Genomic DNA, 12,119 nt, shown 5'->3' with positions numbered 1-12,119 from the left:
TGTGTCAGAATTCAGACAAAGATTTGGCTAGCGTGTTGTTGCTGAGGTGGCTGGAGAGGTATCGAGAGAGAATGCGAAAGAAAAGCGTGCCAAAGAGATGGAAGAGAGGCAAGGAAAAGCGGCCTGAGTGCAGGCCGCTTTTCTCGTATCTGAGGGTAGTCTGAGCTGCTAAGCTGTGGTTTGCTAGCCAGTTTGTCCCCACAGGGCAGGATATGGGTCAATGACGAGTCAGACGGTTTATCGGTCAAAACCGTGTTGTCGTTCATCTGCCAGAAAAGCCTGTGTATGCGGCTGAGCAAAGAGGGACTTTTCCAGCAGAAGCACGTCGTTATGAGGAAAGCAGATGATATGAGTCGTCATCAAGCGATGATATGTACAGCTCCTGAGATAATTTGCCAGCGCTCATCCTGAAACAGCCAGACACGCAGGTAGCGGCAGAAAGCCTCAAGAGGTTTTCCCTGTACTCGCACCTTTACATGAGCTTTTACTGCAACAATTGCGCTTTCTCCATAAAATTGCATAACTGGTTCTTCGACAAACTCTACTGCGGTCTGAACAACAGCACCAGATGCATGACTTTCGAGATCATCGCGTTTTCCCTGTACATTTCCCTCGGCATCAATAAACACCAGATCATCATGCAGTAATTGTTCAAGGGCTTGCACATCATTGTTCACCATTGCCTGTTGAAGCTGCTTCTCAGCATGCACAATTTCTTCAAGGGAGTGGTTCACTTCTCTCTCCTTTCATTCGGGCTAACAACATTTGTCTGTCTGCCTGCCCCCTCCCTCAAGGGTAGATACTCAAAGCAAAGAAGTAAAGAGGAAATCTATGCTCATAGCATACTTTTTCCATAAGATGTCCCGTTTGACGCATATCGGAGTAGAGGATCGTCTGGGTGCGAGCGTGGGGCATCGTTATCAGGAGTGATTGTTCACTCGTGAGCTGCGATTGGTCAGCCTAATGCTCCTGTGGTATCAACAGTAGCACGCACCTTGAAGACAAGCGTGCCACTGCTCGTCTCTAGCGCGCCAGTTCTCGCATGCTCAGGCATGCGTGAGAAGCCCTGAGGGGTAAAGGGGAAGGGTGAAGAGTCGTTGAGGAAGCCGAGGCTGATAGTATACGTGTGCGTGTCTTCACGCCAGCGATAGCGGACGTAAGGGTCTAGCTGCACAATATGGAAGATGATCTTGTGATACTGGCGCGGGAGTTTGGTAGGAGAGACGCCCTGCAGGAGCAGGGAGACGACCTCGGCAGGAAGAGCCAGGGCCAGGGAATCAGGGATGGGCAGCCCTCGCTCACGCAGGCGAGCGAGGGCTGTGAGAAAGGCATGGAGTTCGGGCGTGACGCGTCGTGTGGGGACAAAGAAGACCTCACACCAGCCCGCGGCATCGATAATCGGTTGGCGAGAGCGGAAGTTCGATGAGATTTTGTGTATCAGGGAAGCGCGTCATCTCCTTCTCCAATGGTTGTGTTAAAATAACAATTGAGATTTTGGAGGGATAGACATGCAGAACGAAGCCTTACCTGTGCTGGCTATTTAGCATATCCGTTCCAAAATCTCTGACCCATGCCAAGAAACGAGAGGCAGAAAAAGCACGGAAAGGGTTTATCTCAAGTGGATACACTCCATCGTTAGCACGCCAGACCTCTGCAATGAGGCAAGAGGACTTGTTCTCTTTGCTCAATGAGGCAAAGGGTCAGACTGCACAGAAACACATTCGTACATCTTCTCTTTTCTCTGGCTTTTGGCTATTTAGGCGGCCCTCCGGTAGTCATGGTGTAACCCACCCAACATGGGAATGGCGATCACCCGGTTTGGAGGCTTCAGAAGAGAAGCAGACGGAACCGATGGCACCGGAATGCGTTGCCCCAGTCCTTGATGGGGTCGAGCCTGGTTGAAGTAGACCGTATAGGCATTGAGGAGCTGATGGAGTTGCTTCTCATGGAAGATCAGGGAATGATCCAAGCATTCTCGCCTCACACTTCCCAGAAAGCGTTCACACACAGCATTGGCACGCGGCGTTCGGTATGGTGTGCGAAGCACCTTGATCCCACTCGTTGCGGTCACGCGAGCAAAATTCGGCCCGAATTTACGATCATTATCCCTGATCAGATACTTGGGTGTTTGCCCATACGGAGTCGCTTCGCGCAGTTGTTGCGCGACCCAGAGATCGGTCGGCGATCGCGTCACGTTCACATGGATCACCTGGCGCGACTGGAGTTCGATGATGAAAAAAGCAAAAAGTGGGCGGAAGAAGAGATCAGTCACCTGTAAGAAATCACAGGCCCACACGCCTGCCGCGTGATTGCGCAAGAACGTTTTCCAACTCTGCCCATTCGGTCGTCTCCGGCGAATGGGCCTCATATATTTCTGGATGGTTCGTTTGCTCACGCGAATATCCAACTTGAGCAGTTCTCCCCGAATACGCTCCGCTCCCCAAAGTCGATTCTTCACTGCCATTTCCTTGATCAAGCAGATCGTCTCAGGTGAGAGCTTTGACTTTCTCGCGCATGCCTTCGTTTTGCGCTTCCAGAACAGACGGAAGAGTTCACGATGCCAGCGCAAGAGCGTCTCTGGCTGGACCAGGAAGAGTGCCTGTTTCCAGGTTCGGGCCATCCTGGCAAGAAGCACCAGGAGAAGCCGGTCCATCTTGCGGTAGGTCGGTCGCTTGACTTGTCGACGGAGAATGATCAGTTGCTGCCGTAAGAGCGCATTTTCCGCCAGCAGTTCCAATTTCCCTTTGGTCAGATCGGCAAGCGTACCGGGCACAAGGGAGGTTGCCGATGGTTTGACCCAACAGAGAACGCGTTCGAGAAATGTTTGGAAGTTGAAAGACATGCATCGCTTGACCGAGGAAAATACCCACCACACAAATAGAACCTCTTCTTTGTAAAAATGGCATATGGTTGGAGTTCATACACAGAATGAGCAGTGTTGATTGTACATGCATCTCACGTGCTTGGCAAGAAAGCTCATTTCATTGTCCATAACAGGCTGATTTCCCGAACAGATGTCCCAAGTAGCCAGCACAGCTACGTTTTCCACTGACGCTGATCGTCACCAATGTCGGCTGCAGCCTCATGCTTGTGGCATATGGAAAAAAGAAAGCCCCTTAATCAAGGAGCTCCCAGCAGCCTATGAAGTGAATAGTGGTGTATTGGCAAAAGCGCGACAGTCACGGCGAGTGTGTCTGAAGCAGCCAAAGGAGAACTAGGCTGATAGGGTCAGCTCGGAAGCATCAGAACACGTTGGAGAAAGAGATCCTCAACGAAGAAGTGCGTCAAACGAAGTGGAAGAAGAGTGAAAAAATCATATGTGAACTGTTGAATCTGTCTGCTCTTGAGAATGCTGTCTTCGGGTTGATGAAATATACATGGTACCCTGCAAACATAGCCACATGATGCTTTGCAAATACGTGCAGTATCCATTGCAAAAAACCTTGCTTCGGGAACGCAGTCACACCCGGATAAAAAGCTAGGTGGTACATACCCCAACCTCTGTGAACAGCTCTCGCCGTGAGCGTGGATGGACAACACGTCGCTTTGCGCCTTCCTGCTTGTGGTATACTGAAAAGACGGTAGCGCCTCTATGGATGGAGGCGCGTTTTTATCTTGCAAGAACCAAAGAAAAAAGGAGCGTGCACAGCATGGCGAATCAGGAACAACTTGATATTCTCAAACAGGGAGTGGAAGCATGGCATGCCTGGAGAAAGCAGAATCCATCGATTCACCCTGACCTCACAGGAGCCAACCTCCAAAAAGCCGACCTCAGTTTCGCCGACCTCACAGGAGCCGATCTCACAGGAGCCGACCTCACAGGAGCCAAGCTCACAGATGCCCACCTCTCCAGTGACTATCAACTCACCAACTTCTCCGGAGCCAACCTCACAGGAGCCGACCTCACACAAACCGACCTCACTAATACCGCCCTCCAAAAAGCCAACCTCCAAAAAGCCAACCTCACAGGAGTCAATCTCAGTGAAGTTGACCTCGCCAGCGAAGAAGTTGACCTCGGACTAGCCGATCTCACAGGAGCCGACCTCAGTTTCGCCGTCCTCCATGGACTTGACCTCAGTGGAGTTGACTTCAAAGGTGCCAACCTCTGGTGGGCCAAGCTCAAAGGAGCCAACCTCCAAAAAGCCAACCTCACACAAGCTAACCTCGGAGGAGCCGACCTCAAAGGTGCCAGCCTCAAAGGTGCCAACCTCCAAAAAGCCAGCCTCAAAGATGCCGATCTCACCAGAGCCAACTTCGAAGGTGCCAACTTCACCGGAGCCAATCTCACCGGAGCCAACCTCGAAGGTGTCAACTTCGAAGGTGCCGACACGACAGGAGCCATAGGACTCTAAGGGAGGTCCGAGGGATGTTCTTTGAGAGGCATCCCTCCTTCTGCCAACGCCCGCCGACCGTTGCTCTGCGCTTCCTTCCACCGACAGGCTTTCCACCATCCCCTTGCTCCTGGCGAGAAACTTCTTGCTCGTCTCACCAGAAGCATTGCCCACCACATCATTGCCTCTCCCACCTGACTTTTTTGTCCGGGTGTGACGGCGCTCCCGAAGCAAGGTTTTTTGCAATGGATACTGCACGTATTTGCAAAGCATCATGTGGCTATGTTTGGTGGCTGGAGTGTGAATTCTGGAATGCCTCGTGTTCGGTTCTGCCCAGGTGATAGGACGTTCTGTATGGCAGTGAGAAGGCGTGTTGCCACCTGCGTGTGCGAAAAAATAGGAAAAAGTGGTGGGCCTGGTACGTAAGAGGAGAGCGTGAGAGCTGCGGCTGTTTCGCCTGGCGCGGAGGTGCTTGTAGGGAACGTCGCGGGTGGTGTAATGCTAGCTCTGCAGGCATGTCGTGAAGCGGGCGTTACGAGCCTTGGTCGTGGCACGTGTCGTGGCTGGAAGGATGGAAGCTCGTTCTGTCTGAGGTGTGTCTCAGACGAGAAATGACATGTCAGAGACGGCCTGGGAAGCGGGGTGTGAGCGTGAGGACCAGTGCTGCCTCCTGTGAAGGAGGACGAGGGATGGTGTGAGGAGGGTGGCCTCGCTCTGGCAGGAGGCTTGCGTTCCTCTATGATGGATCGCTGAAGAGTGAAGGAGAGGATGGTATGACTCCGAAGCATCAAGCCGTGATTGATCGTACGCTGCACGCGGTGCATGAGCGTGCTCACCTGGTGGTGCAGTCTCTTCACCCTCCTGGGAAAGAAGAACCTGCACAAGGCGATGCAGCGAAGCACCGCTCGCAAGAGGAGCAGATGGAGGCGCTGCGTGCCAGCACGCTTGGGTGCCAGTTGCGCTGGATTGCCGAGTATGTGGAAGGGTATCCGGCGGCGAAGGAACCGGAACGCAAGCAGCGTTGGACCTGGTCGGAGGAGGTCGTGGTCCGGGGAGGCATGCGCCGAGAGGTGTATGCCGTGTGCGCGGTGGTGTATGGGTCGGCTGCTGGAGGGAACGCGTGGTCCTACCCGAGGCAGTGTCAGCACACGGATCTGGGGCAGCTTTTGCATGCGGCGCTGTTGCAGTTTTACCACGAATACCTGCCAGCGGATCAGCTTGTGAGTGTGGGGAACGCCGCCAAGGAGATTGGGATCGCCCGGCAGACGCTGCATGAATGGATGGAGAGTGGACGAGCCAAGTGGATCTCTGAGGCCGAACATGATGTGATGTGGCTGGATCGGGAAGAAGTGGACCGATTGTGGCATATCAAACGGGGCTGAAAGTGGAGATGATCTGAGAGCGTTCGTGATGAGAGTGAGCGTCTCTGCTGGGGAAGGCGTGAAGCGTCTCTTGCGGGTGAAGCCTCGCTGGCGAGAGAGCTGCCCGCAGGAGAGCACAGGGTGCATGGCAGGGACAAGAACTGGTGTCGCCTGTGAGAGAACGGATGAAAACATGGCGGGCAGAGGCGGAGGAAGGTGAGTGTGAGAGGGTCAGTCTGGCGCGTCGATGCCATCGGCTGGAGCTGGCGTGCTCGAGAGAAGATCTGTTTCAAGGTGCGCGTCACTGCCCATCCTCGTTTCCTCTCTCTCATGCTCGTGCACCTGTTAGAAGCCCTGTGGGGTGAAGGGAAAGGGGGATAGTCGTGGAGGAGGCCGAGGCTGATGGTGCAGGTGTGGGCGTCCTCGCGCCAGCGATAGCGCACATAGGGGCCCAGCTTGACGGTCTGGAAGATCATGTCATGATACTGGCGTGGGAGGTTGGTGGGTGCGACACCTTGCAAGAGCAGGGAGACGACCTCGGCAGGGAGGGCCTGGGCCACAGACGCAGGAATGGGCTGCTGCTGCTCGTCTTGGCGAGCCAGGGCCTTGAGGAAGGCGTGCATGGGGGGCGTGAAAGTCCGTTTGGGGACAAAGAAGACCTCAAACCAGCCTGCGGCATTGCTCAGGTGCGTATGGAGTTCAGGCAACTGCGCTTCAAAGGAAGCCAGGGCACGTTGTGAGGCGTCTGTTGAACCCAGCAGCGCGGTCACCGGTGCGTCGAGGCCCTGGAGGCGTTCCTCTGAAGGGCGCGTGTCTGTCGTGTCTGTGAGCGCGGCGAGAAAGGCCGCTTCGTCAGGCTGCTGTTCAAGATCGTCGAGGAGGCGCATGGTCAGCGAGAGTGACGCTTCGAGGGCGCGCATCTTGCCGCGAAGCCGCCGCCGTCGCCAGAGGGCGAAGAGCCACTGCAGATGCTGAAGGTGTTTCCGATTGCCGAAGCGTTGTTCCAGGATCTCGGAGGCACGTGCATCAGCGTGTTCAAACCGGTCCTGTTGGGGTGAGAGAAGGAAGGCGCGGAAGCGATCCTGGGCGTGCTGGATCAGATCGACGAGACCGCGACGCTGTTCCTCAATCTGCTGCTCGATGGCGTCAACGTCCTGGCGCAGTTGATCAAGGACGTGGGGATCGCCTGGTCGCCAGTAGAGGCGATGGGCGGCGTTCTTAAGTCGATGGTCCCCTTGTTCGCGTCGTGGTCGTGGCATAGAGGGCCCTCCTGATGTGTAAATTGATAAGCTAGGTGAAGGGGAAATTGCGGAGCTAAGTGAGTGGTAGAGGAAGCAGAAAGGGAGAAAAGAGCGTTTGTAGGGAGGAGATGGGCGCAAAGGAGCGAAGCCCTCAGAGAGCGGAGAAAAAAGCGGGTCAGGGAAAGGGGAAAACGGGACTGAAAAGGGAGGGGGGAATGGGGGAACGACAGCGTAGGGAGAGTTTTGCGGGAGATGCCAGTTGCTCTGGAGAAGTGGCATGTGGAGCGTGGGGAGAGGGCCCCTTATGAAGCGTGGAAAAAAGAGCTTCAAAGAGCGAGTATAAGAGGATGGCATTGTGTTGCGATGCAGTTCTTGAGGGAAAGTTGTCGAGAAACATGAGGTAATCTGACCAGCTGGCAGAAGCGAGCGAGAAAAGACTGGCAGGATGTGAGTGTTGCCAGGTCCAAGAGGGTCTCTGAAGATGGCAGAGAGCCTCATTTTTTTATGGAAAATTGATGGTCAAGAGGGCGGTGTGTGGAGTATACTCTGGCGGTGTGAGGGGAGGGAAGGAGGAGGAGATGCGACAGAGGAGGTATTGATGAGATGGAGAGACGAGTTTCCACGCTTTCGGAAATACCCGAAGATCAGCGAGCGGAAGCCTATCGACGGTATGAAGTGGTAAGAGCGTGTGTGGAAGAGGGGGTGCCGCAAACGGAGCAGTCGCGAGCATCGGGGTGCCGCTTTCGACCTTGCAACGGTGGATACGCCAGTATCGTGAAGATGGGCTGTGTGGATTGGCGAGGCAACCGCGCGCGGATCGAGGGACGCGACGCAACCTTTCGGAAGAGATGATCAAAGTGATCGAGGGATTGGCGCTCTGTAAACCGCGTCGGTCGGTGGCCACCATTCAGCGGCAGGTGAGTGCTCTTGTCTTAGGGCAAGGATGGGTGGAACCGAGCTATCGGCAGGTGTATGAGATTGTCAAGGCGCTCCCGCAGGCGCTAGTGACATTAGCGCAGGAGGGAGGGGAGGCGTATCGGGAGGAATATGAGCTCTTATATCGGAGGGAAGCCGCCAGGTCGAATGAGATGTGGCAAGCGGATCATTGTCTGTTACCGATCTGGGTAAAAGATGAGCAGGGCAAGAGTAGGCGACCGTGGTTGACGGTGATAGAGGACGATAAGAGCCGGGCCATTGCGGGCTATCGTTTGAGTTGGTCATCTCCCAGCGCGATCCAGACGGCGTTGACGCTGCGGCAGGCGATGTGGCGAAAAGAAGATGCGCGATGGCAAGTGTGTGGCATACCTGATGTGTTTTATACCGATCATGGGAGCGATTTCACGAGCGTGCACCTGGAGCAGGTGGGAGCGGATCTCAAGATGCAGTTGGTATTTTCGCAGGTGGGTCGCCCGCGTGGACGAGGCAAAATTGAGCGTTTTTTTCGGAGTGTGGAGCAACTGTTGTTGGAACAACTGCCTGGGTATGCGCCGAAGGAAGCCTGGCCAAGGACGCTTGAGCCAGGAAGAGAGAAAGAAAGATTAGGGGTGATGACGCTCTCGGACTTTGAGCAGTGCTTTCGGGATTGGTTGCTCTCTGACTATCATAGTCGAGTGCAAAAAGGACAACGCAAAGGGCCGCAGGAGCGTTGGGAAGAAGAAGGCTTTTTGCCGAGAATGCCGGAATCGTTGGAGCAGTTGGACTTGTTATTAGTGCAGGTCGCTAGGAAGCGGCGAGTACAGCAGAGTGGGATTGCCTTTGAAGGCTATGCGTATCTCGATCCGACGCTTTCGGCCTATGTAGGGGAGGAGGTCATGATTCGGTACGATCCACTCGATCTTGCAGAACTCCGGGTGTTTTTTGAGGATCGTTTTGTCTGCCGGGCGGTCTGTCCAGAATTGTCTGGGCAAACGGTGAGTTTGAAGGAGATTGTGGCAGCCCGCCAGAGGCGGAGAAGACAGTTGCGAGTGGAAATTGTGGAGCGGGAAGCATTGGTGAAGCGGTATACCAAGATGATGGTGAGGACGGATGGGGCTGTTTCACAGGAGCCAGAGAAGGAACAGGAAAACGAGGGAGAAGAGAGCGATGTGTTAGGTTTGCAGAGAGGGCAGGAGGCAGCTCTCTCACCCAAACGCCTGAAGAGGTATCGCAATGAGTAAGGTGATCCAGGCACAGGATGTGGCAGGTGCGAGGGCAGAACGAGGTTTGCGACCAGGTGAGGAGGACTGGGTAGAGGAGGGCGCCCCTCTGCTCTGGAAGCGGTTTGTGCAGACAAAAGAGTATCGTCGTTTTGTGGAGTTTTGTGAGGAGTGCCGAGTCGGGCAGTATATTGGCCTGTGCTATGGAGCAGCAGGAGTGGGCAAAACGGAGTCGGCAAAGGAATATGCGCACTGGGGGGAGATTGAACCATTACTATCCTGGCATGGGGTGGTGCAGCCACGGTTGTCACCAGACAATCCCAGGCCGAGAGTGGCATTTTATACGCCGACAGCGACAGTGACGGCAAGGCAAATAGAAAAAGACATTGTGCTTCTGCGTTGGAGTTTGCGGGTGATTGGAGAGGCAGCACGCGCGGTGCCGCAGGAGGTGGAGACGGTGGAAGGGATGGTGCGTCCAGGGCAGGTGGACCTGTTAGTGGTAGATGAGGCAGACCGATTGAAGCCGCAGGCTGTGGAAGTGTTACGAGATGTGTACGATCGGAGTGCGATGGGGTTGGTGTTGATGGGGATGCCAGGATTGGAGAAGCGACTGGCGCGGTATCCGCAGTTGTATTCACGGGTGGGTTTTGTCCATCAATATCGGACGTTGGGGAAAGAAGAACAGCAGGGGCTGATAGAACAACAAGTGCGTATTTTTGGTGGTGAGGAGAGAAGGATAGAAAAGGAGGCGCTGGCGCAGATCATCCGTATGACAGGGGGGAATTTTCGGCAGATGGAACGGCTGCTCACGCAGATGAAGCGGATTCTTGTGCTGAATCCGGAGGTTGAGGTGGTGAACAAGGAGGTCGTGGAAGCCGCGCGCGAGCACCTGGTATTTGGAAAGGGAATCTGACCCGCGCGCCAGAAGATCCCCACCATCACGTCCTGGACCGGCGAGCGATCCCACGATAGGTGGTATGGTTGAGAGCGTACCTGGCTGGTCAGAAGCCGACCATTGGTGTCATGGCTTCCCAAGCATGCTGTCATCAGCCGACAGCATGCTCACAAAACGTGCCTTTCCCCTGTGTAAGCTGCTGAGACGCGAATATGGAAGGATGAGGAGGAGACGCTCGCTTTCTCTACGAGAGGATTGGAGGTACGAACTTGACGTGTACCAAAGGATGGTGTACAATAGGTAATAAGGATGACGAGATGAGAGGAGTGAATAGCGCGCGATGGGTGAATTGACACGGTGGCAACATGAGCGGCTCTTTGGGCAGGCGGCTTGCTGGAGCAGTTGCGGCCCTTAGGGGTGGCCGACGAAGAGACGATTGCCCAACTCTGTCGGGCTGAGATCGCGGACTGGCGGGCACGTCCGACGATGGTCGAGGAAAGCTCGTTGCAGGAACCGTTGCGGCATGCGCGCAATGCGATTCGGGAGCATCTCCTGTTGACCACTGCCAATCGCTGGAAGAATCCGAAGACGAAGCAGGACGAGCACCTTGCGCTCAAGTATCTGAACTTCTCGTTGGCGGAATGGCAGCGGATCAATAGCGATAGTGAGGAGCGCTTTGCCCGTCGGTTGCGTGAGCAGCAACGGATTGACAATCCCGATGCGATCGTGCATCTTTCTGAGGACCTGCTGCGCCGTGAGGAGTGGTATAACCTGGCGCTGGGCGTGACGATCAATACGGGGAGGCGGATCACGGAAGTGCTCAAAACAGGATCTTCTCGCCGAAGACGGGGTATACGCTCTGGTTTAAAGGGCAGTTAAAGACCAAGGAGTACGATCTCGAGGCCTATGAGATCCCCACGCTCGCCCCAGCGGACCTGGTGCTCTCTGCCGTAACGCGCTTGCGCCAGGTGCTGGATTGTTCACAGATGAGTAATGATGCAGTCAGTCAGCGCTATGGTCCTGTGATGCGGCAAATGGCGGATCAGCATCTGAGCGCCCTGATCCCCAAGAGGATCCTGAGCAGAATCTGTATACGCACCTGTCGCGCTCCATTTATGGGCGTTTGTGTGTGCTCTATCATTGCCCGCCAACGGTCTTTGACATCCAGTATATGGCGCATATCCTGGGCCACTATTGGTATTTTCGCGAGCGGGATGAGAAGAAGCGAGCGAACCTGGATAGTACCCTGCATTATATGGATTATGTGATTGGGGATGCCATGGGAACCTGGATGGTCGCCGCGGAATCTGGTTAGGCACCAAAGCGGGTGTTGAGGTGCTGGATGAATTTCGAAAGGAGTGGGAGAAGATGGAAGAACCAACGCAACGGCCCTCTGCACGACGAAGTTCGAGGCGGGAAAAGAATTCTTGGGAGAGCAGCACCCAGTGAAGCCAAGAAGCGTTCGATCCTCAATTGCCTTCCCCATCAGAAGACCCGGTTTGATGATCAGATGGAGGATCGTGGCTTGGCTCACCAGCATGAACTCGTTGAGAAACTTCTGGATGAGTCGAGCTGGTATCAGCAGATGGACGCGCTTCTGAAACCGCTCTCCGAACCATTGCAGGCGACGACTCCTTTAGAGACGCTTCGGGCTCTGATAGCGTGTATGAGGGCGAAAAGCAGGATGTGGCGGTGAGTAGCCACCTGCAGCAGCGCTGGGGCGTGTCGCTCTCCCAGGTCGATGCGCTCTTTGAGAAGGCTGTAGAGGAAGGTCATCAGGAGCCTCTCAAGCTTTTTGAGGAAGACCTCAAGAAGAGTCAGAAGAAACAGGAGAGCTATAAAGAAGGGGCGCAGAAACGGGCGAAAACCTATCAGCAAACCGATTTTCAGAGTTTGCGCTTCTCGCAATTGGAGCATGTCCGTACGCCAGAAGCCGCGCAGGAGCGAGTTCGTCGTGTGGTGCTCTCCATCATGCGCCATAATGAGCGGGCACAGCCCCGTGATCGCTGGTATATCAATGCTGGGCTGGTGTATCAGCTCAAAGCGATCCGCCACGAAGTCATCAATGCGTATCTTCAGGAGCATGAGGAACAGATTGAGGCTCACCATCAGCAACTGGGCATTGAATCTCGATATAATCGGAAGATGGAAAAGGT

At 54.8% G+C, this 12,119-nt stretch carries 13 protein-coding genes and 1 pseudogene; 10 read left to right on the top strand and 4 right to left on the bottom strand.

From position 1 onward, the window contains the following. Nucleotides 1-359 precede the first annotated feature (359 nt). Both K3T82_RS45615 and K3T82_RS45610 read right to left on the bottom strand, forming a co-directional pair. The gene (locus K3T82_RS45615; RefSeq protein ID WP_220200107.1) at nt 360-734 is read right to left on the bottom strand and encodes a nuclear transport factor 2 family protein; all 375 of its coding nucleotides are present in this window, start codon (nt 732-734) and stop codon (nt 360-362) included. Nucleotides 735-955: 221 nt separating this feature from the next. Next, a complete protein-coding gene (locus K3T82_RS45610; RefSeq protein WP_220200106.1) occupies nt 956-1,174 on the bottom strand; it encodes a hypothetical protein in 219 nt (72 codons plus the stop codon). A gap of 3 nt (nt 1,175-1,177) precedes the next feature. Between K3T82_RS45610 and K3T82_RS45605 the strand changes: the two genes are divergently transcribed. Then, entirely contained in the window at nt 1,178-1,426 is a 249-nt protein-coding gene (locus tag K3T82_RS45605; protein ID WP_220200105.1) for a hypothetical protein, read from the top strand. A gap of 330 nt (nt 1,427-1,756) precedes the next feature. Here K3T82_RS45605 and K3T82_RS45600 read toward each other — a convergent pair whose 3' ends face one another. Further along, nucleotides 1,757-2,875, bottom strand: a complete 1,119-nt coding sequence (locus tag K3T82_RS45600; protein WP_220200104.1) for an integrase core domain-containing protein — start codon at nt 2,873-2,875, stop codon at nt 1,757-1,759. A 775-nt stretch (nt 2,876-3,650) separates the two neighbouring features. Here K3T82_RS45600 and K3T82_RS45595 point away from each other — a divergent pair. Next, nucleotides 3,651-4,352 carry a pentapeptide repeat-containing protein gene (locus K3T82_RS45595; RefSeq protein WP_236031942.1) on the top strand — a complete coding sequence of 234 codons (702 nt, stop codon included), beginning with the start codon at nt 3,651-3,653 and terminating at the stop codon, nt 4,350-4,352. 414 nt (nt 4,353-4,766) lie between these two features. Next, nucleotides 4,767-4,946, top strand: a complete 180-nt coding sequence (locus tag K3T82_RS45590; protein WP_220200102.1) for a hypothetical protein — start codon at nt 4,767-4,769, stop codon at nt 4,944-4,946. 598 nt (nt 4,947-5,544) lie between these two features. On the opposite strand, the gene K3T82_RS45585 is transcribed toward K3T82_RS45590, so the two are convergent. Beyond that, nucleotides 5,545-6,951: a hypothetical protein gene (locus K3T82_RS45585; RefSeq protein ID WP_220200101.1), complete on the bottom strand. Its 1,407-nt coding sequence runs from the start codon at nt 6,949-6,951 to the stop codon at nt 5,545-5,547. A gap of 668 nt (nt 6,952-7,619) precedes the next feature. Here K3T82_RS45585 and K3T82_RS45580 point away from each other — a divergent pair. The 7 genes and pseudogenes from K3T82_RS45580 to K3T82_RS45555 form a co-directional block, all read left to right on the top strand. Beyond that, nucleotides 7,620-9,089 (top strand): Mu transposase C-terminal domain-containing protein, encoded by a 1,470-nt coding sequence (locus K3T82_RS45580; RefSeq protein ID WP_220200100.1) that lies wholly within the window; start codon nt 7,620-7,622, stop codon nt 9,087-9,089. Beyond that, nucleotides 9,082-9,981: an AAA family ATPase gene (locus K3T82_RS45575; RefSeq protein WP_220200099.1), complete on the top strand. Its 900-nt coding sequence runs from the start codon at nt 9,082-9,084 to the stop codon at nt 9,979-9,981. The genes K3T82_RS45580 and K3T82_RS45575 overlap by 8 nt, the downstream gene beginning before the upstream one ends. A gap of 372 nt (nt 9,982-10,353) precedes the next feature. Continuing rightward, entirely contained in the window at nt 10,354-10,842 is a 489-nt protein-coding gene (locus tag K3T82_RS45570) for a protelomerase family protein (protein ID WP_220200098.1), read from the top strand. Further along, nucleotides 10,794-11,033, top strand: a pseudogene (locus K3T82_RS50755) (protelomerase family protein); the annotation flags it as partial. The gene K3T82_RS45570 and the pseudogene K3T82_RS50755, both read left to right, overlap by 49 nt. A 59-nt stretch (nt 11,034-11,092) precedes the next feature. Further along, entirely contained in the window at nt 11,093-11,278 is a 186-nt protein-coding gene (locus tag K3T82_RS48795) for a hypothetical protein (protein ID WP_236031941.1), read from the top strand. Nucleotides 11,279-11,305: 27 nt separating this feature from the next. Beyond that, nucleotides 11,306-11,659, top strand: a complete 354-nt coding sequence (locus K3T82_RS45560; protein ID WP_220200097.1) for a hypothetical protein — start codon at nt 11,306-11,308, stop codon at nt 11,657-11,659. Next, the coding region (locus tag K3T82_RS45555; protein WP_220200096.1) for a hypothetical protein at nt 11,656-12,119 on the top strand (464 nt) is incomplete at its 3' end. The genes K3T82_RS45560 and K3T82_RS45555, both read left to right, overlap by 4 nt.

Source organism: Ktedonospora formicarum, from assembly GCF_016587355.1.
Taxonomy (GTDB): domain Bacteria; phylum Chloroflexota; class Ktedonobacteria; order Ktedonobacterales; family Ktedonobacteraceae; genus Ktedonobacter; species Ktedonobacter formicarum.
The sequence above is the reverse complement of the archived record's forward strand: the minus strand, read 5'-3'. Positions and strand labels throughout refer to the sequence as shown.

Bases quoted from the DNA above. Each gene is read 5' to 3' on its own strand.
- K3T82_RS45605 (WP_220200105.1), top strand. From the start codon at position 1,178: ATGGAAGATGATCTTGTGATACTGGCGCGGGAGTTTGGTAGGAGAGAC.
- K3T82_RS45595 (WP_236031942.1), top strand. From the start codon at position 3,651: ATGGCGAATCAGGAACAACTTGATATTCTCAAACAGGGAGTGGAAGCA.
- K3T82_RS45585 (WP_220200101.1), bottom strand. From the start codon at position 6,951: ATGCCACGACCACGACGCGAACAAGGGGACCATCGACTTAAGAACGCC.
- K3T82_RS45575 (WP_220200099.1), top strand. From the start codon at position 9,082: ATGAGTAAGGTGATCCAGGCACAGGATGTGGCAGGTGCGAGGGCAGAA.
- K3T82_RS45560 (WP_220200097.1), top strand. From the start codon at position 11,306: ATGAATTTCGAAAGGAGTGGGAGAAGATGGAAGAACCAACGCAACGGC.